Origin of the sequence: Bhargavaea ginsengi, assembly GCF_900109165.1 — a bacterium.
Classification (GTDB): Bacteria; Bacillota; Bacilli; order Bacillales_A; family Planococcaceae; genus Bhargavaea; species Bhargavaea ginsengi.
In genome coordinates, this window is sequence record NZ_FNZF01000001.1 from 354,558 (window position 1) to 376,963 (window position 22,406).

At 54.6% G+C, this 22,406-nt stretch carries 21 protein-coding genes; 9 read left to right on the forward strand and 12 right to left on the reverse strand.

All coding sequences use genetic code 11. The features are described from left to right. Positions 1 to 48: 48 nt before the first annotated feature. Positions 49 to 333: a hypothetical protein gene (locus BMX91_RS01705; RefSeq protein WP_092049222.1), complete on the reverse strand. Its 285-nt coding sequence runs from the start codon at positions 331 to 333 to the stop codon at positions 49 to 51. Between the two features lie 67 nt (positions 334 to 400). On the opposite strand from BMX91_RS01705, the gene BMX91_RS01710 reads away from it, so the two are divergent. The 8 genes from BMX91_RS01710 (at position 401) to BMX91_RS01745 (ending at position 8,060) form a co-directional block, all read left to right on the forward strand. After that, entirely contained in the window at positions 401 to 1,858 is a 1,458-nt protein-coding gene (locus tag BMX91_RS01710) for a magnesium transporter CorA family protein (protein WP_092049225.1), read from the forward strand. 175 nt (positions 1,859 to 2,033) lie between these two features. Beyond that, entirely contained in the window at positions 2,034 to 2,576 is a 543-nt protein-coding gene (locus tag BMX91_RS01715) for a helix-turn-helix domain-containing protein (RefSeq protein ID WP_092049227.1), read from the forward strand. A 23-nt stretch (positions 2,577 to 2,599) separates the two neighbouring features. Continuing rightward, positions 2,600 to 3,706, forward strand: a complete 1,107-nt coding sequence (locus BMX91_RS01720; protein ID WP_092049229.1) for an ABC transporter ATP-binding protein — start codon at positions 2,600 to 2,602, stop codon at positions 3,704 to 3,706. Next, positions 3,696 to 4,520, forward strand: coding sequence for an ABC transporter permease (locus BMX91_RS01725; RefSeq protein ID WP_092049232.1), 825 nt, complete (start codon positions 3,696 to 3,698; stop codon positions 4,518 to 4,520). Before BMX91_RS01720 ends, BMX91_RS01725 begins: the two co-directional genes overlap by 11 nt. Further along, on the forward strand, positions 4,504 to 5,304 hold the full coding sequence (locus tag BMX91_RS01730; protein WP_092049235.1) for an ABC transporter permease: 801 nt from the start codon (positions 4,504 to 4,506) through the stop codon (positions 5,302 to 5,304). The genes BMX91_RS01725 and BMX91_RS01730 overlap by 17 nt, the downstream gene beginning before the upstream one ends. After that, a complete protein-coding gene (locus tag BMX91_RS01735) occupies positions 5,301 to 6,377 on the forward strand; it encodes an ABC transporter substrate-binding protein (RefSeq protein ID WP_092049238.1) in 1,077 nt (358 codons plus the stop codon). The genes BMX91_RS01730 and BMX91_RS01735 overlap by 4 nt, the downstream gene beginning before the upstream one ends. 139 nt (positions 6,378 to 6,516) lie before the next feature. After that, a complete protein-coding gene (locus tag BMX91_RS01740; RefSeq protein WP_092049240.1) occupies positions 6,517 to 7,737 on the forward strand; it encodes an MFS transporter in 1,221 nt (406 codons plus the stop codon). Between the two features lie 128 nt (positions 7,738 to 7,865). Further along, a complete protein-coding gene (locus BMX91_RS01745; RefSeq protein WP_092049243.1) occupies positions 7,866 to 8,060 on the forward strand; it encodes a hypothetical protein in 195 nt (64 codons plus the stop codon). A 91-nt stretch (positions 8,061 to 8,151) separates the two neighbouring features. Here the strand turns inward: BMX91_RS01745 and BMX91_RS01750 are convergent, their stop codons facing one another. The 11 genes from BMX91_RS01750 to BMX91_RS01800 all read right to left on the reverse strand — a co-directional run bounded on the left by BMX91_RS01750 (position 8,152) and on the right by BMX91_RS01800 (position 21,757). Next, a complete protein-coding gene (locus tag BMX91_RS01750) occupies positions 8,152 to 10,722 on the reverse strand; it encodes a VWA domain-containing protein (RefSeq protein WP_092049245.1) in 2,571 nt (856 codons plus the stop codon). Then, positions 10,706 to 12,469 (reverse strand): vWA domain-containing protein, encoded by a 1,764-nt coding sequence (locus tag BMX91_RS01755; protein ID WP_092049247.1) that lies wholly within the window; start codon positions 12,467 to 12,469, stop codon positions 10,706 to 10,708. Before BMX91_RS01755 ends, BMX91_RS01750 begins: the two co-directional genes overlap by 17 nt. Before the next feature lie 16 nt (positions 12,470 to 12,485). Next, complete coding sequence (locus BMX91_RS01760; protein ID WP_092049249.1) at positions 12,486 to 13,352, reverse strand: DUF58 domain-containing protein; 867 nt, start codon at positions 13,350 to 13,352, stop codon at positions 12,486 to 12,488. Beyond that, entirely contained in the window at positions 13,349 to 14,341 is a 993-nt protein-coding gene (locus tag BMX91_RS01765) for an AAA family ATPase (protein ID WP_092049251.1), read from the reverse strand. Before BMX91_RS01765 ends, BMX91_RS01760 begins: the two co-directional genes overlap by 4 nt. A gap of 5 nt (positions 14,342 to 14,346) precedes the next feature. After that, positions 14,347 to 15,735, reverse strand: a complete 1,389-nt coding sequence (locus tag BMX91_RS01770; RefSeq protein WP_092049253.1) for a hypothetical protein — start codon at positions 15,733 to 15,735, stop codon at positions 14,347 to 14,349. 12 nt (positions 15,736 to 15,747) lie between these two features. Then, complete coding sequence (locus BMX91_RS01775) at positions 15,748 to 16,578, reverse strand: ABC transporter permease (RefSeq protein WP_092049255.1); 831 nt, start codon at positions 16,576 to 16,578, stop codon at positions 15,748 to 15,750. Beyond that, a complete protein-coding gene (locus tag BMX91_RS01780; protein ID WP_092049257.1) occupies positions 16,575 to 17,510 on the reverse strand; it encodes an ABC transporter ATP-binding protein in 936 nt (311 codons plus the stop codon). Before BMX91_RS01780 ends, BMX91_RS01775 begins: the two co-directional genes overlap by 4 nt. Next, on the reverse strand, positions 17,507 to 19,837 hold the full coding sequence (locus BMX91_RS01785) for a hypothetical protein (protein WP_092049259.1): 2,331 nt from the start codon (positions 19,835 to 19,837) through the stop codon (positions 17,507 to 17,509). Before BMX91_RS01785 ends, BMX91_RS01780 begins: the two co-directional genes overlap by 4 nt. Positions 19,838 to 19,900: 63 nt before the next feature. Beyond that, the gene (locus BMX91_RS01790; RefSeq protein ID WP_092049262.1) at positions 19,901 to 20,779 is read right to left on the reverse strand and encodes a LysR family transcriptional regulator; all 879 of its coding nucleotides are present in this window, start codon (positions 20,777 to 20,779) and stop codon (positions 19,901 to 19,903) included. 166 nt (positions 20,780 to 20,945) lie between these two features. After that, a complete protein-coding gene (gene cbpB / locus BMX91_RS01795) occupies positions 20,946 to 21,389 on the reverse strand; it encodes a cyclic-di-AMP-binding protein CbpB (RefSeq protein ID WP_092049264.1) in 444 nt (147 codons plus the stop codon). A 137-nt stretch (positions 21,390 to 21,526) separates the two neighbouring features. After that, positions 21,527 to 21,757 (reverse strand): hypothetical protein, encoded by a 231-nt coding sequence (locus BMX91_RS01800; RefSeq protein WP_092049267.1) that lies wholly within the window; start codon positions 21,755 to 21,757, stop codon positions 21,527 to 21,529. Positions 21,758 to 21,884: 127 nt separating this feature from the next. On the opposite strand from BMX91_RS01800, the gene BMX91_RS01805 reads away from it, so the two are divergent. After that, positions 21,885 to 22,406: a YkyB family protein gene (locus tag BMX91_RS01805; RefSeq protein ID WP_092049269.1), complete on the forward strand. Its 522-nt coding sequence runs from the start codon at positions 21,885 to 21,887 to the stop codon at positions 22,404 to 22,406.

The window sequence follows — 22,406 nt, forward strand, 5'->3', positions numbered from 1 at the left end:
CCCGTTTATGCTACCCCGAAGAAAGGGAAGGATGAATGTAAGACCTTCTCACCTCCGGTCAAACGGATGCTTCGGCCGGTCCGTGCAAAACTGGCATTTCGGATCGGTGCAAGGTTCTTCGCGCCACTCGTTGCATCCGGCGCAGTACGCAGAATCATAGGTGGCATCATAGGACAGCGGTTCCAGACAGAATTCGCAGTAGTCATCAAGTTCTTCGTAGGGGATGATACGGTCTTTAGTCATCAGGAAGACCCCTTCAATGATAGGCGTCACGCCATTGCGGCTCCGTCCCCGTCCATTGTCAGGACCCGGGAAGAAATTGTTCTTGCCCATTGCCACCCCTCCTTTTTCCAATAGTGTACCACATCATCCCAAAACTACAATGAATCGTGGTGAAATCATGGCTGAGGTTCCGATAACCAAAGACTTCATCGTTAAAGACGGCTATCTCTCCTTTATTCTGCCGTTTGCCTACAGGAAAAAACAGATCCGCAAAGCGGCTGACGCCCTTAAAGATGATGGCTTCCACTTCTTTACCCTCGACGATCCGGGAGGGCGGATTGATGAGCTTTATGAAGGAGCGATCGAGATTTCCCAGGAAGAGCTTGACCAGTATTTCCTTCCCTACGTGGAACAGAAAATCTTCCCGCCTTCTGTGGAAGATTACGGTTTCCACCGCTTCTACAAAGTGGTCGGGGAAGAGTTTTCACTGAAGGCTGACGGAGAGACGTACCCCTTCCGTTTCATGAGTCTCGATGTAATTCTCGGACCGTTCGGCATCGCCTTTCTCACGTCAAGGGTGCGCCTTCAGGATAAAGACCTTCCCCTGTCCTCCGTCCTGAACTTTATGCAGCACTTCAGAGCAACAGAAAACAAGCTGAAAGAAGAAAAAGGTTCTGTCATATTCTGTGATGATGGCGTGGAGTTCTCAAGTATCCATGAATTTCTGTTTGGCCGCCTGGCCTCCGCGGTCAAGCCGTTCGTCATCCACGACGACCGGCTCACGGGCTACTTCGGCAGCCTGCCATATTTTGAAGACGAGCGGATGTTTGTCACTTCTTTTCTGTTTGCGGAGTCAGACACCGAGATCAGCGAAGAACAGCTTTTCCGGATCGGCAGGGTGGACGGGCTCAGTCCCGAGAGAGAATCGTTCATCTCAGCATCCAACATGGATTACATACGGAATTATCTGGACCAATACCTGCATGACCGCTGGGCACCGGATCTTTACACGATAGCCACTGATTTTGCCTACTCCAATGTGACGACGAAAAATCTGGAGGACATGCAGCGGCCGCTTGCGCATTTCATGGGCACGCATTACTACAATTTCATGCTTCATTACTTTTACCGGATCATGCTGCTGCGGGTCTCATTCGAATACAGCCGGCTGAAGTGGGACAAAGACGAAGAATACCTGAAACGGCTGATCGAACTGATTACGATCTTCTCGTCCTGGTACCACTTCAAGCTGGTGAGTGTCCGCCAGGAAGGCCGCGAGCTAGGCCAGCTTTTCAGGCGGGCTTTCAGTCTGGATGACCTGTTCGAGGAAGTCCGCACAACGCTCGAAGAGCTGTATCGCACACAGGAAAACTCGGCGACCAATCGGATGAACCTCCTCCTCTTCTTCCTGACCGTCTTCACCGTCATCTCGGGTATCTATGGGATGAACCTGGTTATTGACGACTGGAAGAACGACACCAGCTGGAAGGAGATCTCTTCGTACGGAGTATTTGGATGGATTGCGTTCGTGACAGCCTTGCTCGGGATTGGCATGTCGATCTACCTCTTCTTCACTTATCTTGGCCGCATCGTCTGGAGGAAGCTGCGGAGAAAGTTCGACGATATGGACTTCTGAAAATTTGGCCCGGCACGCAATCACAGGCGTGCCGGGCCTTTTCGCATGCAGCCGGTTATTTTTGCAATCACATAAGCATTTTCCTCTTGCATTCCTGTTTGGATTTTGTATAATAAAACCCGCTATTGCTAAACTTAAAGTTTATTATAAGTAAACTCCAACAGGAGGCTATGCCATGCAGATCGGAAAAAAGATCAAGCGGCTGCGGCTGAAAAAAGGGCTCACCCAGGAAGAACTGGGCGAGCGTACAGATCTGACCAAGGGCTATATTTCACAGCTCGAACGCGATCACACCTCGCCATCCATCGAAACCCTGTTTTCGCTTCTCGAGGTGCTCGGCTCATCCCCCAAGGAGTTTTTTGACGACGGCAATCCTGCCGCCAAGGTGGTTTTCGGCAAGGAAGAGCACATTTTGAATACCGATGAGGAACGGGGGTACTCCGTCCGTTGGCTCGTATCCGAATCAAACGAAAAAGAGATGGAGCCTGTCCTGCTGACCCTTGCGCCTGGTGGTGAGTTCAAAGAGTTCGAGCCTTCCCTCTCCCAGACATTCGTTTTTGTACTGGATGGGCAGATCCGCCTTCAATTGGGTACAGAGAGTTATGAGGCCGGATCAGGAGATGCCCTTTATTACGAGGCTTCGCATGACCATCAGCTGTTGAATTCCGGTCCCGGGGAGGCCAGGTGCCTGCTCGTCGCCACCGATTCGTATTTGTGATTATTGGAAACTGGAGGTAAGACATGACGCAACAGCCCATCATCCGTTTTGACAATGTTTCAAAGCGGTACAACGACGACACGACTGTCCTGAGCAACATCAGCTTTGAAATGGAACGCGGCAAGTTTTATACGCTTCTCGGACCATCCGGCTGCGGAAAGACTACGATTCTCCGCCTGATTGCCGGCTTTATCGAACCGAGCAGCGGAGAAATCCAGTTTAACGGAAAGAAAATAAATGAGGTCCCGCCCAATGAGCGGCAGGTTAATACCGTTTTCCAGGACTATGCCCTCTTCCCTCACCTGAATGTCTTTGAGAACGTCGCTTTCGGACTTCGTATAAAGAAGATCAAGCAGGCGGAGGTCAAGCGCCGAGTCGAGGAAGCCTTGCGCTTCGTCAACCTTCAGGGGTATGAGAACCGTGAGATTTCCGAGATGTCCGGCGGCCAGCGCCAGCGTGTGGCCATCGCCCGCGCCATCGTCAATGATCCGGAGATCATCCTTCTCGACGAGCCGCTGTCCGCGCTTGACCTGAAACTGCGGACTGAGATGCAGTATGAGCTTCGGGAATTGCAGCAACGGCTCGGCAAGACCTTCATCTTCGTCACCCATGACCAGGAGGAAGCACTTGCGATGTCCGACGAGATCTTCGTCATGAATGCAGGTGAAATCGTCCAGTCAGGAACACCAATCGATATTTACGACGAGCCGATCAACCGATTTGTCGCCGACTTTATCGGGGAATCCAACATTGTGGATGGCGTCATGATCCGGGACCACCTGGTCCGTTTCGCCGGCAAGGAATTCGAATGTGTGGATGCCGGTCTGGATACAAACGAAAAAATCGAGGTCGTCATCCGGCCGGAAGACCTGGAGATCACTTCCCCGGAACGCGGGAAGCTGATTGTCACAGTTGACACACAGCTTTTCCGGGGTGTCCACTATGAACTGTCGACTTACGACAGGGACGGCAACGAGTGGCTTGTACATTCCACAAGAAAAGCGCAGGTGGGCGATGAAATCGGCCTCGACTTCGATCCTGAGGCGATCCACGTCATGAGGCTCAACGAATCTGAAGAAGATTTCGACCGGAGGCTCGAATCATACGAGGTGCCGGACCATGCAGAATAAATCGACGAAAGCCCTATATCTGATCCCGTATGGTGCCTGGATCCTCCTGTTTGTCGTCGCACCAATTGCACTTGTCGTCTACTACTCGCTGTTCGATATCCACGGCGATTTTACGTTTTCCAACTACAAGGCGTTCTTTTCCTCGGTCTATCTGGAACTGACGCTCAGCTCGTTCTGGTACGCCTTCCTGATCACGCTGTTCTCGCTGCTGATATCGTATCCGACCGCTTATTTCCTGACAAAGACAAAACATAAGCAGCTATGGCTGCTTTTGATCATCATCCCTTCGTGGATCAACTTGCTTTTGAAGACTTACGCTTTTATCGGGATCTTCGGGCAGTACGGTCCGATCAACGCCTTTTTTGCAGCAATCGGCATCGGATCCACGCAGCTGCTGTTCACCGATTTCAGCTTTATTTTCGTATCAGTCTATATTTTCATTCCGTTCATGATCTTGCCGATCTTTAACGCGATCGACCGGCTCAATCCGGCACTGATCGATGCGTCGCGTGATCTCGGGGCAAGCCCCTGGACAACATTCCGGAGGGTCATTCTCCCGCTCACGATGAACGGGGTGAAATCCGGCATCCAGGTGACTTTTATTCCCGCGCTTTCGCTATTCATGATCACACGGCTGATTGCAGGGAACAAAGTTATCACGCTCGGCACAGCGATCGAGCAGCAATTCCTCGTCACCCAGAACTGGGGAATGGGCTCGACGATCGCGGTCTTCCTGATTCTGTTCATGTTCATCATCATGCTGTTCACCGGCCAGAAAGAGAAAGGAGGCGCATCGGTTGGGAAAACAAAGTAACGCACAGAAACTCTTTCTCGCGCTCGTATTCATCATCTTGTATGCGCCGATCTTCTTTTTGATCTTCTACTCGTTCAACTCAAACGGGACGATGTCGTCTTTTGAATCGTTTACGTGGGAGCACTATGCCGCAGTATTTGATGATACCCGGCTCATCATGATTGTGCTCAATACCGTTATCGTCGCACTCTTGTCGGCACTGATTTCAACCGCGATCGGCGTTCTCGGCGCACTTGCGATTGTTTATCTGAAAAACCGGAAACTCCGCAACACGCTGCTTTCATTGAACAACGTGCTGATCGTCAGCCCGGACGTCATTATTGGGGCATCGTTCCTGATTCTTTTTACTGCGGTTGGTGTGCGCCTCGGATTTGCATCGGTACTTATCTCGCATATCGCATTCAGCGTGCCGATCGTTGTCCTCATGGTGCTGCCGAAACTGCTGGAGATGAGCGACTCGCTGATCGATGCTGCCCGCGACCTCGGCGCATCCGGCCGGGACGTGCTGACACGCGTCATCATCCCGTACATCAAGCCGGGGATCTTCGCCGGATTCTTCCTGGCGCTCACATACTCGCTCGATGACTTTGCCGTGACCTTCTTTGTAACGGGCAATGGATTCAGCACCCTGTCCGTCGAGATCTACTCGATGGCACGCGCAGGCATCTCTCTGACGATCAACGCGCTCTCCGGCCTGATCTTCATCGTCACTATTGGTCTGGTCCTCGTCTACTATGCATTGAACCGGCGCAACCGCACACCTGTCACGGGGGTGAAGAAATGAAAGACATCATCCGGGCCTCAGTCGCGGTGATTGTCGTATCCGCCCTGCTCCTCTACATCAACAGTCAGCTCGGCAAGACATCGGGAAGCACGGGTAGCGACACCATCACCGTCTACAACTGGGGTGAATACCTGGATCCGGAACTCCTGAATCAGTTCACGGAGGAAACCGGCATCCGAGTCATTTATGAAACATTCGATTCGAATGAAGCGATGATGACGAAAGTCGAACAGGGCGGGACGTCCTATGACGTCGCCATGCCATCTGAATACATGATCGAGAAAATGAAGGAGGATGACCTTCTCATTCCTCTTGATCATTCTAAAATCCCGAATCTGAAGAATATCGATCCTTATTTTTTGGATCTTCCGTTTGATCCGGGCAATGAATACTCCGTCCCCTATTTCTGGGGCACAGTCGGGATTGCTTTTAACCCCGATCTGCTCGGGAAGGACTTTGACTTCACAAGCTGGGAGGATCTGTGGAGCCCCGAGCTCCGCCAGCAGGTCATCCTCGTCGATAGTGCCCGCGAGGTGATCGGGATGGGCCTGAACAGCCTCGGGTATTCCCTCAACTCGACCGATGAAGCCGAACTGGATGCCGCATCTGCCAAGCTGGACGAACTTACGCCGAATGTCAAAGCCATCATCGGCGATGAGATTGTCGAGATGATGCGGCGGAACGAGGCAGCCATTGCCCTTACTTGGTCGGGCCAGGCCCTCGATATGATGTATATTAACGAATCAATCGATTTCGCGGTGCCTGAGGAAGGTTCCAACCTTTGGTTCGACAACATGATCATTCCGAAGACTGCGGCCAATGTCGACGGTGCACATCAGTTCATCAACTTCATGCTGGATGCTGAGGTCGCGGCACAAAATGCCGATTGGGTCGGTTATTCTACGCCGAATGCTGCCGGACTTGAGCTGATGGACCCGGAAGTGACCGGGGATGAGCGTTTTTATCCGGATGAGGAAATCCGCGAGCGCCTTGAAGTGTACCGGAACCTCGGACCGGAAATGACCGGTGAATACAATGAACGCTTCCTCCGTTTTAAGATGGGGATGAATTAATAATCAGCCCGGAATCCGCAGATTTCGGGCTGATTTTAATTTTTGTTTTTTTCTTGGAAGGCATAGCTGCTAGTGAAATGGGTAATGTGGATATGGTAAGATAGTTTGACACACGAAATTTCAAAAAGGGGGCCCGGGCATGGCGGAGGGAACCAATCGTTCTGCATTGTATATCCTCATGTTCAACATGTTCATCGCGATGTCCGGCATCGGGCTGATCATTCCGATCATGCCGGCTTACCTGGAGACATTTGGAGCAGCCGGCCAGGTGCTCGGCTTTCTGATTTCCTCCTTTGCGCTGGCGCAATTCCTGTTTTCTCCGATATCCGGCAATCTGTCTGACAGATATGGACGGAAGAAGCTGATCATTTTCGGGCTTGTCGTCTTCGGCCTGTCACAGCTCGCCTTCGGTCTCGCGACGGAACTTTGGATGCTGTTCGTCGCCAGGTTCATCACCGGCTTCGGTGCGGCTTTCCTTATTCCTCCGATGATGGCCTTCGTTGCGGACATCACGACTTTTGATGACCGCGGAAAAGGGATGGGATGGCTCGGTGCCTCGATGTCCCTCGGCTTCATGATCGGCCCGTCTATAGGTGGATTCCTCTCGGGCGTCAGTCTTCAGTTCCCGTTTTATATCGCCTGCAGCGTCGCCCTGATTGCCGCTTTGTCCTCAGCGCTTATTCTTCCGGATCCCCGTCCGGAAGCCGGACCGGAAAAGCAGGAGCCGAAAAAGCAGGAGAACATTGTGGGCCAGCTAAAGCGTTCTATTGCTATGAATTACTTTATCCTGCTGATCATCACGCTTGTCTTCTCGTTCGGACTCGCAAACTTCCAGGCGACGATCTCCATGTATATGGACAAAAAATATGCCTACACCCCGGCCGAGATTGCGATACTCATGACAATCGGGGGCTTTATCGGGGTCGTTGTCCAGACATTTGTCGTCGATCCGCTGTTCCGCAAATTCGGTGAGATGCGGGTAATCCTTGTGAACCTGCTGATCGCGGCAGTGTCGATGTCCTGCATTTTATTTGTAGACCGCTTCTGGTCGCTTATGCTCATTTCGACATTCTTCTTCACGGCGACTTCCCTGCTCCGTCCGGCATTGAATACACTGATTTCGAAGATGGCCGGAAACGAACAGGGATTTGCCGCCGGCCTGATCAATGCCTATATGAGTCTCGGCAATATGTTCGGTCCTGCACTGGCCGGGACGCTATTCGACATTAATATGGCCATCCCGTATATGTTCGGAACCGCTGTGCTGCTTATCTGCTTCGGCATCACCGTTACCTGGGCAAGGCTGCACAAAGAACAGCTCCAGGCGCTCCGCTCCAGAAAAGTTGCGGTGACCCGGTAAAAAATCAATGCAGGACCACTGAAAGCCAAAAGGGCCGTCACTCAGATTTTTGAGTGACCGCCCTTTTTCGTGTGTCCCGCTGATTTCTGCTCGAAGGGATGGGTTTCCCCTAAAGAGGGAAATTATCAATGCATACGGCGGTTTCGTCATTCGTGCGCTTGGTTTCGTCATTCGCATGCCCGGTTTCGTCATTCGGCCCCCCGATTTCGTCATTCGCCAGCTTCCCGGGGCCGAATGACGAGATTATCCGATCGAATGACGAGATTATCCGGCCGAATGACGAAATTGCCCTGATGAATGACGAAATCACCACACGCGGCTGATCGCGGTCACCACCGCCTCGGTTTCGTCATTTTCTCAACCGATGGGTTCATCAGAGGCCACGCTTTGTATGGCCACCTCCTGCGTTCCGCATTATTGATCATGCCTTTTTGCTTTCAGCAGCTTTTCCACGCTGGTTTCTTCCCTGTGCGCTGCTGATTCCCATTTCCCTCCTGCAGACCGTCCCGGTTTCAGGCTTCGCGGCATTCCGAATCTCCGCAACGTGATATCCGAAAAGAAGATCAGCATCGCCGCGAGGACGAACCAGTCCCAGGCAGGGAGGATGTCCTTTTTGGACGATTCCGGTGGCCGCACCGCTTCTTCGGCCGCTTCAAGCATGCGCCCGCCGGACAATTCTGCGATGGCGGAAAGGCGTTCCTCATCAGGAGGCCCCGGCCGGTATTCATCCCCATACGGGATCGTGATGCCGGCCGTCGTGACAGTCTCCCCGTCCCCGGATATCCTGAAGAAGACGAGCCCCGGACCGGATTCTACCCGGACGCGCGCTGTACCCGGGCGGACCGGTTCAACTGTGGCCCCGAGTTCGCGGCCTTTCTCGTCGGCGACGGCGATGTCCAGGAACGGCATGGTATCCGGTCCGGTCACCGTATACGAACCGTCTGTGTTCCTGCGGATGTCAAACGGCTCGCTGCGATATTGCGGAAGGATTCTCGAAGCGGCGGTTGTCCACAACTCCCCCCAGCGGTCCCAGGATGCTAAGCCTCCGCTCCATCCTCCCGAGCCGGAAGTATAGGCGAGCGTCTTGCCCAGGCCATATCGGCCTTCTGCGATGATTGGGTCTTCTTCCGGGCTCTCTAGGATGACTTCAGAGGCGGGCTTTGCCGTGGTCGCGATATAAGCGTTCATCTGCGGCAGCCCGGTCCCGAATAGTGCATCCCAGCCTGTCCCACCGCGCACAGCCGGAGTGAAAGGCTGATCGACAATATAGGTCCTAGACAGCATGGCCGTCTCCCTCGACAGGATGGACGGCACCGAATCGGCATCGGTCACTTCATAATAGCGGCCTGAAGCCTGGTCAGCGAGCTGCCTCAGAAGCTGCCGGTCCGCATCCGAGCCAATCGCAACAGTCGACATGGTCACGCCGTCAGCTTCGCCTGCTTCCGAAAGAGACGCGTAGTCCCCTCCCGGCGCGGACATTCCGTCTGTGAGAAGAATGATATGCTTCCGTTCCAGGTCAAGGCCACGGAGCCGTTCATAGGCCAGCGCGACTGAAGGGTAGATATCGGTGCCGCCTCCCGGCGTGACCGACATGATTTTCACGGAGGCTTCATCCGGATCCCCGATCGGTGATGTTTCGATCACTTCCCATGGACTATCATCAAATGCGATGAATCCGAGTGTATCTTCTTCCCTCAGCAGAGCCACAGAGCGCGCAGCCGCCTCCTTGGCCAGGTCCAGCTTTCGGCCTCTCATGCTGCTTGAACGGTCCAGTACAATCACGAGCCCCAGTGAAGGGATGATCTGTTTGCCGGTCACGTCCATATCAACAGGAAGCATCTCCTCAATCGGCGTACGGAAATAACCGCCCAGGCCGAAGCTTTCCTCTCCTCCGACCATCATGAAGCCGAGCCCGAATGTTTTAACGGCCTGTTCGATGACAGTCATCCGTTCCTCCCCGACCCGGTGACCGGGGACATTATCGAATATGACGGCATCAAACTGAAGATAGGATGACAGATCCTGTGGAAGGGCTTCAGCATGGACTGTTTGGACGCTGATCCCGCTGTTTCCGATCATGTTTCCAATCGGGCTCGGGTTCTCGGCAGTATCTGCGATCAGCACACGGGGCGGCCCTTCGATTTCAGTGGCGGCGATCATCCGGTTGTTTTCCTGGATGCCGTCACCTTCCATGATGACCTGTGCCCCGTATTTCACTAGCCCCTCTTCAACCTGCACCTCACTGAATGTAAATCGGTTTTCCCCTTCGGAAAGCTTTACATCCCGCTCGGCAACGGGCTGATCATTGCGGAACAGGACCAGCCGTGCCTCTGCCGGTCCGGTCGCCCTGACGGTCACCTCCAGCTGCTGGGATTCGCCTTTTCTGCCTGTGGTCGGGACGCTGAATGAAGAGACGGAGACGTCTTCTGTATCAGCGGGAGCAAACATGGCCGCATCGACCGTGACTCCGTCCGGCAGCTGGTTGCGGATATATTCGATTGCGTTTCCCCTCGTCTCCCTGCCGTCCGACATTAGCACGATCCTGGCCGGACTTTCCGCGGCGGCGGCTGCCGCATACCGGAGTGCGCCTTCGAGATCCGATTCTCCGGAATTCCCGTTTATATCCGCACCTCCGGATGCCGGCGATTCATTCGTCACTTCACCTGCAAACGAAAGCACCTTGATATCTCGGTCCTGTCCCTTGCTGATGGCCTCTGAAAGAAAGGCCGAGGTCTTTTCCTCTGTCCCTTCCATAGAGGCGGAGCGGTCCACAAGGAAAATCAGCTGCTCCTTCTCCGCCGTCATCAGAAGATAAGGGGAAGCTGCTGCAAAGATCAGCAGTGCGGAAGCCGAAATTCTCAATGCGGGGAGCACAAGGGACTTGTGTCCCCGTTTTTCACGCTCCCGTTTCCAGGACCAGAGGAGATAGCCAAGGACCGGGAGAAGGAGCAATAGATAGGCCGGGTGTTCAATACGAAAGTCCATGACGGCGCTGCACCTCCCATTCTGCAAGGATCAACAGCAAGATCAGGAGGACGAGCGGCAGGATGATGGGCTGTTTCCCGGCAGATAATCCAGTTGTCCCGCCATCGGCCCTTTCACCGGCGTTGAACGAAGGTCCGGCAGTCACCATGCGCTCTTCTTTTGGCAGTACGACGGACAGGATGCGTTCTTCATTACCGGACCTTAAAACGTACAGACCGGGCTTATCCGGCGCAGTCACCGCCTCGGCGGCAGCGAATTCGGACAAGTATTCACCGGCCGCGGTGTACAGCTGCCAGCCGCCTTCCTGTGAAGGTGTGACCGGACGCCTTTCACCGGGGAGGAAGGTCCCGGCCACCGCCTGCTCCCGTGAAAAGCTGTCAATGACACTCCAGAGAAACATTGGGAATGAGGGCCGGAGCGGCCAGTCCGTCATGGATGGATCGGCCAGCACGGCAATCCTGCCATCGTCCGCTCTCTGGATGAGCGGACTGCTCTCAGGACCGGCAACCGCCTTCATGTCCTCAAAAGGCGGGTATAGACCCGATGCATAAATTTCCTCACCCGGAGCAAAACCGAACAGCGGATCTTCGGACGGTGTGATGAACACCGGATTTTCTTCGGGCTCCCCCTCCCGTCCGAACAGTATTGTGCGTCCCCGCCGTTGCTGGAATGTCACTTCCGAACCGGTCACGACAATCGCCTCCTCCGGCAGTTGCCCAGCCTCCCCGCTCCCGTATGCGGTCACATCGGCACCGGTCGCTTGCAGGGCTTTATATACCAGCTCGTGCAGTCCGGTCTCTACGTACACCGGCAGTTCCCCTCTGACGGAAACGGCATGAACCGTATTGTCCGCAGGGTATCCATCATCTGCATCAACCTTGAGCTGAAGTCCCCGGACGTCCGGCAGCCCGTTAAACAAAACCCGCTCCGACTTTCCGGCACCTAAGGTCAATTCACGGGCTTGCCCTACCGGTTTACCCTGCCCGTCTTCAAGATACAGCGATGCTTTTTTGTCCGCCGGGGAATCATTGGCCACAACTGCAATTGCCGACTGGCCATCTTCCTGCCGGGCGATGCCAAACTGCCTGACCGATACATTTTCCGGGAGTGCCGGTGCGGCATGTATCCTATAAACCACCCCAGGCACAACTGCCGGAAGTTCTTCCGGTCCCGCAGCATCCGTGAAAACATGGACATCCGCCTGTTTCCCGCCGGCGACTGTCCCGGCAAGGGCCAACGCAGCAGTCAGATCCTGATGGGCATAGGTCAGTCCCAATTCCCTGACTATCCGGAGCGCTTCATCCGCCTCTTCTGAAACCTGCAGCAAAACTTCAGGAAAGCCACCGGCTCGGATGATGGTGAAGCGGGCGCCTTCATGGTCCCGGATCAATGATTCCATCCTTGTCTTGTGACGATCGAACAACGGCTCACCATCTTCTTCGGCAAGCATCGTGGCAGAAGTGTCCGCGACAATGACCAGGTGATCGGAATGTTCACCGGAACCGGTTATACCGGGCTTCATAAGCAGAAGAACAAACAGCAGAAGAGCCCCCATCTGGAGATAAAACAGGGCATTCCGATTCAGATGGCTGATAAGTGGGGAGCTTTCCATATGCTTCCGGGATTCTTCCCAGAAAAGGACAGACGGCACGGTACGCTCCTCATACTTCTTCCTGAAAAAGTAATAAAGGAAGACGATGGCGGGAATGACCAGTGTCCAGATCATGCCGATTGAACCGAACCCCATCCGATCACCTCCTTTTTCAGCGGACCCAGCCCGCTTTTCTCATCTTTTTTGAGACAAACTCCAGCGTGGCTTCTTGTTGCCGCGCTTCGAGGACTGCAACACCGTACTCCCGGCAGAGGGAGGCAAGCTCAGAAAAATGTTGTTCACTGATCTCCTGCTGCCTGTGTATCAGGTTTGGAGTAAGCGATACATCCACCGCCTTGCCGGTTTCCGAATCGACAAAGCGTACATCTTCAGCCCGTACGGGAATGTCCGGAGTGTCATCTCTCAAAAGGATCATCCGGACCTCTCCCGCGCTTTTCCTGAGCTTGCGTAACAGCGGACGGAAGGATGCCGGCGGCTCCAGCCCGTCGGTCACGACATATCGGATTGATGCGCCCAAAAAGTTCTCTGAAGCAGCAGCATCTGTAAAGCCGGTCCCTTCGGGGGACGGCAGCTGTTCCAGGTGCCCCAGGAAACGGTTCCTGTTCCGGATGCCCTTTGCCGTAAGCACGGACGGTTTTGGGCCGCCGACAGCCATGAAGGAAAGATGATCGTCCGCCGACAGCGCCATCATGCCCAGCACTGCGCACAACTTACAGCCATATAGCCACTTGGCACCCCCCATCGACCGGCTGGCATCAAGAATCAGCGACACTCGAAGCTCACGCTCATCCATGAACCGCTTGATGAACAGCTGGTCCGTCCTTGCATAAATGTTCCAGTCGACATTTCTGATATCGTCACCCGGAGCATAGGGCTGAAAATCCGAAAAATCCGGTGATGTCCCGCTCCTGCCTGAAGTGTTCCTGCCATGATGGATCCCTCTCGGACCATTGCGGCTCAGATGCCGGAGCCGGGAAGCGGCAACTGCGGCAGACGCAGGGAAAAAGATTTCTGTCATAACGTGTGGCCTTCTGCCGATAAATCGGCCAGCCGGATGATCAGATCATCCGCGGGCATTCCTGCCGCTTCCCCTTCATAGTTGAACAGCAGACGATGACGCAGCACCGGGACCGCACATTTTTTCAGGTCACCGATCGACACATGAAAGCGGCCCTCGGTCAGTGCACGTGCTTTTGCCGCCAGCACAAGGCTCTGCAGGCCGCGGGGACCGCTTCCGAAGCGGACCCAGCGTTTCACCTCGTCCAACGGTGAATCGGAAGGATGCGTTCCGGTGACGATCTGCGCGGCCACGTCCAACATTTCCTCAGGTAAAATCACTTCCCTCACCATTTCACGCGCATGTCGGATTTCTCCCGGGTCCAATAACTTCTCGAGGCTTCCGGTCCCGCCCCCGGTCGTACGGCGGATAATTTCTTTAAGCTCTTCCGTGCCCGGATGCGGCACAATCACTTTGCATAGAAAACGGTCCAGTTGCGCTTCGGGGAGAGGATATGTCCCTTCGAGTTCAATCGGATTTTGAGTGGCCAGCACAAAAAACGGATCCTTCATCGGACGCGTGTTTCCGAGTATGGTCACCGTCCTCTCTCCCATTGCCTCGAGCAGCGCGCTTTGTGTTTTTGGAGTGGCGCGGTTTATTTCGTCGGCAAGGACCATCTCGCTGAACAGAGGGCCTTCGCGGAAGACAAAAGTCTTGCGCCCGTCCGGCATCTCTTCGATCACCGTCGTCCCTGTGATGTCGGAAGGCATCAGGTCCGGTGTAAACTGGATGCGCGAAAAGCCCAGGTCCAGCACTTCGGAAAACGTCCGGATCAGCATCGTTTTCCCAAGTCCCGGCAACCCCTCAAGAAGGGTGTGGCCACCGGCAAGGATGGAATAAAGGATAAAGTCCACCGCCTCTTCCTGGCCGACGATGAACTTCCCCACTTCTTCCTTCACCTTCCCGATTTTCAGGCTCATCTCCGTGTAATCCTCTTTCACAAACGCCATTTTTCTCACTCCCTCTTGTCGATCGATGAAAAGTAATCGGACAGGACCCGTTGGAGGTCTTCCGGCAGGCCGAGACGGCCGGCATGTTCCACATAGGCATCCCGGTATTCGCTTTGCACCTCCCCGTAAGGCCGGACTTCCCCTTTTTCAGCTGGCACAAGACTTTCGGCAGCAGATGTCCCTTCTTTCTGCATTCCGGAATCCAGCACCGGATCTCCCGGTTCAGCCGCGGACTGCGGCGTGCTGACGAGGTTCCGGTCCCCGCTGCCAGATCCGTAGCCGGAGCCCTCGCTGCCGGAACCGGCACTTTCTCCTCCACTGCCTTCTGACCCGGATTCCGTTCCGCTTGTGCCCCCGCTGCCGGTGTCACTTCCGCTTTCCGTACCGTTCCCTCCGCCGTTATGCGCTTCATCGCCATTTCCGCCCGGAGCACCATCGCTTTCGGAAGCAGAATTTCCTTTGCCTTTACTACCCGATTCTCCGCTTCCGCCAGAGGGCGTCTGTTCCTGTTCAGACGCATCACCGCCGGCAACGTCCCCCTGTTCTCCATCAAAGGCGTACTCCGCTGCCCCAGATGTGCGTCCCATGCCGGCCAGCTGCTCTTCGGCGTCTCCGGACAATGCGGCCAGAGCTGCTGCCGCTTCGCCTGGAGCAAGAATGCGTTCCCCCGCTGTTTGTCCGGGATTGTGTCCGGGACGATCTGACAGGCGATCTTCAAGGGATAGTTCCCGCTGAAGCTTCAACGCTTCGCGGACCGCTTCTTCCGGAGAATCGGCAGATCTGATTTCTTCAGCCACATCTGCAAGCCGCTTCTCCAATTTCGGATCCTCCGCCACATCCGCCAGACCATTTACATTTTCTGCGAGATCTTCGATGATCCCCCGCTCTTCTTCCGCCTTCTGCGCTTCCAGTTGCGCGAAGGATGGGAACAGGGCAAGCACCGCCACAGCCGAGGCTGCGGCAGCAGTAATCAGGAGCGGCCTGCGATCCATCCAACGCCCTTTCCTATTACGGAACCGTTCCAGTGCGCCGTTTGCCGCTTCCGCAGCTGCATCCGCAAGCGCTTCCGATAGTGGGCCTTCACGCTTCCCGTCCGTCTCCGCAGCCAGGATGACATTGTCTTGGCTGAACGAATCGAGCAGCCTTACCGAAACCGGCCGCGAGGGAGCCTTCCGCCACTCGTATACGAATACCGTAACCGCAATGAAGCATGCCGCCATCACCGCATAATCTGCATAACCCGGCCAGACAAACAGGCGGGAGACAGCAAGCGTCGCTGCGACAGTAACCGTGCCGGACGCCATCGCCCGTACAGTAGTTCTTGCAAACCATTCCAACAAGAGTCTCCGCCTTACGTGTGCGACGGCCTCATCGAGCTTACGCCTGCTGTCCATACCAGCCCTCCTTTATTTTCCCCGAGCCATATTGACACGCAATGACTTCACCGACACAAAAACAGACGTCACGGTCATAAGCAGATAAAACAATAGATAAGTCACCCATACCGGCCATCTCAATCCTGTCATCCCATGAAGAAATTCTCCGGAATCCGGTGCGAGGAGAGAGGCTGTCAGAACCGCCGGATTAATCGCCGCAAACAGATAAGCGAAAGGTGATGCACCTCCCTGGCTGAGCGAGGCGAAGAAAACGCTGAGAAAACCGGTTACCGCCAGCAAAGCAAGTACCGAACCGTATGTTGCGATCATCGAGATGATCGTTTTCCTGATCAATGTGGAAAACATGACTCCGAGGCTGCCGACCGCAACCGTCGACAGGAAGAAATAGAACATGAGCAGAAGCAGCTGTTTGGGTGACACACCGCCGTACAGGAAGACCACACTATATAGCGGCAGGCTTGATACCAGCATCAGAACAAGAAAGGCGATTGATGACAACAGCTTGCCGATGATGATCTGGAACGAGGACTGCGAAGTCGTCAGCAGCATATTGAGTGTCTGCTTTTCCCGCTCCGAACTGATGGAGCCTGCCGTCAGCCCCGGCGTAATGAAAAGGACGAGCACAAGCTGGATATATGTGAGCATCGTGAACAGCATAAAGCTTTGACCGGGATTCAGATATCCCCCGGATGATCCGTCCTGTGTCATGATGTACATGAAGCCGATGACGAACAGGCTCATTGCCGCAAGGTAGAACAGGATGCCCACAAAGCTTTTCGGCGAGCGGAACCGGAGCTTGATTTCTTTCATCAGAACCGGGTTGGACAGGTGCGCTTTCATGATACCCCGCCCCCTTTCGTCAGTGACAGGAACACATCTTCGAGGTCGGTCTCCTCTTCGGAGAATGAGCGGATTCCGAGGGAGCCTGCAGCGGCCGCAGCAAGCAGTTCCTCCTGGTCCGCCTGTGAACCGCCGAAGGAGAATGTCACCTCACCTGCCTCATCATCCCTGCGCAGTGAGGATACAAACGGCCTTTCCTCGAAGAATTTGACCGCAGCAGCGGCAGGACCATTCAGCTTTACGGTGATGACCCGGTCCCCTTTCATCATGGAATGAATCTCCCGCACGGATTGCCTGGCCAGCAGTCTTCCCCGGTCGATCACCCCGATTTCGTCGCACATTTCCGCCAGCTCGGGGAGGATGTGGGAAGAGATGAGAATCGTTTTGTCCATGTGCTTCAGCCGCTTCATGATTTCCCGCATTTCTACCCTCGCCCTCGGATCTAGTCCGGAGGCCGGCTCATCGAGGATCAGCACCTTCGGGTCATGGATGAGGCTGCGGGCCAGGCAAAGCCGCTGCTTCATCCCGCGTGACAGGGAATCGACATAGGCATCCTGCTTTTCAGACAGGTTCACCAAGTCGAGAAGCTGTCCGATCAGAACCTTGCGCTCCCCGGCCGGTATGCCGTAGCTGGCCGCGTAAAAGTCCAGGTACTCCTCAGTTTTCAGCTGGTCGTACACACCGAAAAAGTCAGGCATGTAACCGATCAGCCTGCGCACTTCCGCAGGAGAGGTTCGCACGCTGTGCCCTCCGACAAAGGCATCGCCGGAAGTCGGAGGTAGCAGGGTCGCCAGGATCGAGAACGTCGTCGACTTGCCTGCGCCGTTTGCGCCGACAAATCCGAATACACTTCCCTCTCCGATTTCCAGGTTGAGATCATGAAGCGCTTGAAATGCCCCATATGATTTGGTCAGATTCCTGGTTTTTATCATGGCGACGCCACTCCTTCCAATTCAATTTCCGGCAGCATGGTGTGCCCTCCGTTAGAAGGACTATCGATACGGAATCGGAAATCACCTTCCCGGCCGATATAGTCTTTTGCAGGATCCAATCCATTTTTGCCGGTTGTAAGCTCTTCAAATTCCCCGGATGACCGATTCAGGATGGAGATGGCGGCGCCCTCCATAACCCGGACACTCAATGAAGTCCAGCCGACTTCCGGCTGCACATAGGTTTCCGGAACGGACGGCTCATATAGAAACGTCCCCGGCGAGAGATAAAGTTCACCATCCGGATACTGTTCCACAAAACCGTCCTGCTCTTCCGGGGAAACGTGGCCATTGATAGCAGAAGGCGGGATACTGAATGGCCCGGACAGCCGGATCTCCGGATCGAACTGCTGCACGATGACTGAAACCGAACTGTACTCCGGATTTCCTTCCAGACTGACATTGGCAAGCGGAGTGGCGGTATGTCCGACCAGCGCCGGACGCTTTCCATCCAGATAGTAACCTGCAGCCTGGACCATATTACCGGCCCTGTGATCTTCCCGGTTCCCGAAGCTGATTCCGGTATGACCGGATCCTGGTAATGACACTGCCGGGAACAGCACACTGCCCGGAACTTCCACATCAATTTCCACAGTTTCTCCGGCCTCAAGATCGGCGAGCGGGATTAATCCTGCGCCGCTCCAGACAGAAACATCCCTCAGGCGGAACGGAAAGCCATTAGTGAGGGTGCCGGTAAGGCTGCCTCCGGAGACAGAAAGATCAGCCTCCAGACTTCCGGCATCTTGAATGCGGGTTTCGCCATGGACCGTGCGGACCGTCCAGAACGGCATGTCCCTGAGTGTGAGCAATGTCCCTTGTGGTGTCTGTTCCGCAACCGCGTGTCCGAAGCTGCCCGAACCGCCGGAAAAGGCAGCACTTTCCCCTGCCGCTGAGAGGGTCATCGGTAACGATGCGGCCACCTCCAGATCCCCTCCCCGATTGGTCAGGATGGACCCCGTGTACATCCCGGACAATGTTCCGCTTCCGTCGGAAAAGAACAGGGCGGCCTGCCTGAACTGCGGATGGAACAAGCGGTCTTTTGCACCGTAAGCGAATATCCCCGCAGAGATCAGGACTGCAGCAGCCGGGATAATCCACCAAGCCTGTTCCCGCCGGTCTCTTTTTTTGAGGACGTAATAAAGAACGGGACCCACCAGGATAATGTAGAGCATGACAATGAGAATGATGGCCGCTGCAGGAATCCTGAAGGTCTCGAAACGTTCCGTTGCGCTTTGGCCCAGATGAACAAAGTCACTTCCGGGATCCCCATGCATGCCGGAATAGGCAACATTGCTGCCCGGCAGTCCCGCAAGAATCACTCCAATGAACCGGTCGAGATCCGGTGCGGAAGCCAGCGGCTCATCTCCGAAAGAAAATGCCGTCTGAACGATACTGCCTGTCCCGAATTTAGAGAATGCAGCAAGGACACGGCCTTCCCAGTCCCCCAGGGATTGCGCGCCGCCTGACAGTGAGACCTCGAACGCCGGCACGGCAGTTCCGACGCCCGATCCCTGGAATGCCTCAGGAGGAAGTTCAGCCCGGCGCAGCTGTTCAAGGGGCAATGCACTGCTGAACACTCCGGCATCCGCAGGGTCATCTGTCATCCCGATGAGGAGTGTCGCCCCTTCCCTTATGCGGCCTGCTATGGCCTCCTGATCAGCAGTTGAGAGCCCGGCCAGCACTCCGTCATCCGCGATGATCAGATCAGCCGCCTCCCATCCGGCCGCATCCGCCGGAAGGGGGGCATCCAGGTCAACCCCGATCACTTCTGATTCCGGTGTATTCCCGAAGTCCAGATCCCGGAGTCCCGCAAGACGGTCGGCACTTTCGGTAAGAGCAACCGCAAATGAAGTTTCCATATAGTAAAAATTCACATTCGGGCGCCGGTCACCTTTATACTTGACCTCCCGGCCGTTTCTCCAGCTTCCATCAAAAAAGCGGAATTGCTGTTCCGAAAAAGTATAGGAATTAGCCGAATCGACTGTCATCCTCACTGTCTCCGTCTCACCCGTGCCGACACTCAGCCCGATAGCCCTTGCTGTGCCGTTTTCATAAACATTGCTAAAATCAACGATCAGATCGCCCTCGAACGGGTCACCGTCATTGCTGATTTCGATGATGACCGGCATGGCTCTTCCTTCCATCGCCTTCCCGTCTATGCCACCCGTGGCCTTGACGGTCAGTTCAGGGGCCGCAGCAGCGGAACCTGCCCCCATCAGCACGGCCATCGCAACCATGAATAATGCCATCCCCCATTTCACTGCATTCAAATGTCCCATCCCCTTTAATTCAGCTGTTCACTGTGACGTTCCTGCGCTCGTCCCGGTTCCTGCTTACTTGACGCGCTCAGCGTGTCTGAGCGCAATTTCCTTGAAAGCTTCGACCTGTGGCAGGGCTAGGGCCTGCTCATAGCCGATCAGCCAAGTGTCCCTGGTCAGCTCGAACCGGTCATCCCCATCAGTGAGTGATATCTTATTGACCGGGTCATCATCGCGGAGCGTAATGGACGGCAGTACAGCATAGCCGATACCGTTCACAGCAAGCTGTCGGCACGTCTCGATCTGATCGACGATGATCTGACGGCCCGGGCTGGACTGGAAATGTCGCCGCCACCATTCACGGATTTCCTCGTAATAATCCGAATCGCTCTTAAACTGGACAAACGGCCTTTCCGTATCCGGTATCTCATCAACGGAGCTGATCACGGTATCCACCAAATATAAATGATCCCGAAAAAGATGTACCTTGGCCCCTTTCCAGTCAGAATGTCCCCGGACAATTCCGATATGGGCTTCGCCGTCATGAAGGGCCTTCACGATCTCCGAGCTCCAGCCCGTCATCAGGGAGATTTTCGCATCCGGATACTCCGTGACAAACTCCTTTAGTACGGCAGGCAGCCATGTCTGCCCGACGATGGAGGCACAGGCTATTTTGAGCGTACCATGCACTTTGTGCACCATGGTCTGGAGGGTTTCTGTTACTTCCTCGTAACGGGTAAGCGTCTCCCGCGCAAACTGGATGACGTGCTCTCCGGCGGGCGTCGGGATCAACCCTTTGGATGACCGGATGAACAGGGGAGCTCCCCATTCTTTCTCGATCGATCGCAGCCGTTGAGACAATGCAGGCTGCGAGATAAACAGGCGGTCGGATGCTTTCCTCATATTCCCTTCCTCCGCCAGAGTTTTGATTACAGTAAATTCATTCACGTTCATCTTCTGTCATTCCTCCTATGAACCGGCCAAACCTTCTTAGTCTCTTTATTCCCTATTAACAACCGGAGCACCTCCGGTTTTCATATCATTCTCTGGAATAAATACATGCCTGCGAGAAAATACGGACCATAAAAAAACGGTTCCGGATGCGTCCGGAACCGACCGATCAGCGCGGCATCGTATAAACCGCTTTTTTAAGTTTCTTCATCAGTACCCGGCGCGTCATGATTCCGGCAAACATGCCTTCCTCGTCTTCCACGCATAGGAATGGATGATTGATCAGCAGATCAAACACCCGCCTGAACTCTGTATCTATGCCGACGATCGGTATATCCGTCTGCATCAGTTCGTCGACTTTCATTTCGGACAGCCGCTCGTATTCGATCCGCTCCATGCCGAGGATCGACTCGGTAATCATACCCATGCTGAGAAGACCTTTCAGGTGATATCCATGGTCCAGAACCGGTATGGCCGAGTATCCGGTCTTCGTCAGTACAAGCAGCGCATGTTCGGCATTATTGCCGACCTGGACATGAGCAACTTTTTCGGATGAGATGACATAGTCACGGATGGGCTCGTGAAGAAATTCTGTGTTGTTAACGGAAATCATTGAATCCGACCCCTTTGTCAACCTTTAAAATTTGGATTCCCCATTTCCATCATATCATAACGCGTTACCGGCTGACGAGGTTACAAAAACAGGATGTCCGGGGAAGCATCTGCCGATCCCGGACATCCTGTATGTGTTCAGTAAGTGAATGCATAATAAAAAATGACTATGGTGATAAACACCGTCGCGACTCCGATCACAATCAGAATCGGATTGAGGGAATACGGATGATCCCTGATCTCATCCCGGATCATATCTTCGCCGTTTTCGGTTTGTGCCACAGTCCTGTCCATTCTCCTGATCGATGCGAGTCCGATGGCGATAATAAGCAAAATCACTGCAATCGTCGGCCATAACCAAATATCCATTCTGCAGCCTCCTTCCCGTTTTCCGTTAACCTGTGCGCTTTAAGGCCGAATCATTCGCATCTGTGAATTCCTGCCCGGACATGGTAGGATGAATGCAAATCCAGGAAATTGAACGGAGGGGAACAGGATGGCTGAAAAGCTATTTGACCGCGAACAGCTGGCTAGTGCCGTCTATATCACGAATAAGCATGCCAAGACGGCGCCCGACAATGACTTTTTATACAAACTGAAAAAGGAGACACTCGAAAAGATGATACAGGGCGGGCTGGCAAAAAAGGTCGGGCTTCAGTTCGTCCGGAACCCGAAGTTCAGCCAGAGGCAGTCGGCAGTTCTGATCACTTGCGGTGAGTTCCATTTCCATCTGCCGGCATCCCGGGAAGAGTTGAAGACACTCCCCCATCTTGGCGAACCGGATCCAGAGTATCGGAATCCGAAAGTCAGGCTCGGACTAAAGGCTGCCAAGCAGATTCTCCAGGACTATACCGGCCTCAAACCCGACGATACCGCCAAGACACCGTCCGTCAGACCTGACCTCGGGCCTGGATCCCTATCCCGGTATGGAAAACAGGATCCCGGAAAACAATCACCTGCCGGTCGCAGAAAGCAAAAACCCTCCCCGTCAAGCCACCGTTCCTGGTTTGACCAGTGA

Coding starts and splice junctions, on each gene's coding strand:
- BMX91_RS01705 (WP_092049222.1), bottom strand. CDS start 333: ATGGGCAAGAACAATTTCTTCCCGGGTCCTGACAATGGACGGGGACGG.
- BMX91_RS01710 (WP_092049225.1), top strand. CDS start 401: ATGGCTGAGGTTCCGATAACCAAAGACTTCATCGTTAAAGACGGCTAT.
- BMX91_RS01715 (WP_092049227.1), top strand. CDS start 2,034: ATGCAGATCGGAAAAAAGATCAAGCGGCTGCGGCTGAAAAAAGGGCTC.
- BMX91_RS01720 (WP_092049229.1), top strand. CDS start 2,600: ATGACGCAACAGCCCATCATCCGTTTTGACAATGTTTCAAAGCGGTAC.
- BMX91_RS01725 (WP_092049232.1), top strand. CDS start 3,696: ATGCAGAATAAATCGACGAAAGCCCTATATCTGATCCCGTATGGTGCC.
- BMX91_RS01735 (WP_092049238.1), top strand. CDS start 5,301: ATGAAAGACATCATCCGGGCCTCAGTCGCGGTGATTGTCGTATCCGCC.
- BMX91_RS01740 (WP_092049240.1), top strand. CDS start 6,517: ATGGCGGAGGGAACCAATCGTTCTGCATTGTATATCCTCATGTTCAAC.
- BMX91_RS01745 (WP_092049243.1), top strand. CDS start 7,866: ATGCATACGGCGGTTTCGTCATTCGTGCGCTTGGTTTCGTCATTCGCA.
- BMX91_RS01750 (WP_092049245.1), bottom strand. CDS start 10,722: ATGGACTTTCGTATTGAACACCCGGCCTATCTATTGCTCCTTCTCCCG.
- BMX91_RS01755 (WP_092049247.1), bottom strand. CDS start 12,469: ATGGGGTTCGGTTCAATCGGCATGATCTGGACACTGGTCATTCCCGCC.
- BMX91_RS01760 (WP_092049249.1), bottom strand. CDS start 13,352: ATGACAGAAATCTTTTTCCCTGCGTCTGCCGCAGTTGCCGCTTCCCGG.
- BMX91_RS01765 (WP_092049251.1), bottom strand. CDS start 14,341: ATGGCGTTTGTGAAAGAGGATTACACGGAGATGAGCCTGAAAATCGGG.
- BMX91_RS01770 (WP_092049253.1), bottom strand. CDS start 15,735: ATGGACAGCAGGCGTAAGCTCGATGAGGCCGTCGCACACGTAAGGCGG.
- BMX91_RS01775 (WP_092049255.1), bottom strand. CDS start 16,578: ATGAAAGCGCACCTGTCCAACCCGGTTCTGATGAAAGAAATCAAGCTC.
- BMX91_RS01780 (WP_092049257.1), bottom strand. CDS start 17,510: ATGATAAAAACCAGGAATCTGACCAAATCATATGGGGCATTTCAAGCG.
- BMX91_RS01790 (WP_092049262.1), bottom strand. CDS start 20,779: ATGAACGTGAATGAATTTACTGTAATCAAAACTCTGGCGGAGGAAGGG.
- cbpB (WP_092049264.1), bottom strand. CDS start 21,389: ATGATTTCCGTTAACAACACAGAATTTCTTCACGAGCCCATCCGTGAC.
- BMX91_RS01800 (WP_092049267.1), bottom strand. CDS start 21,757: ATGGATATTTGGTTATGGCCGACGATTGCAGTGATTTTGCTTATTATC.
- BMX91_RS01805 (WP_092049269.1), top strand. CDS start 21,885: ATGGCTGAAAAGCTATTTGACCGCGAACAGCTGGCTAGTGCCGTCTAT.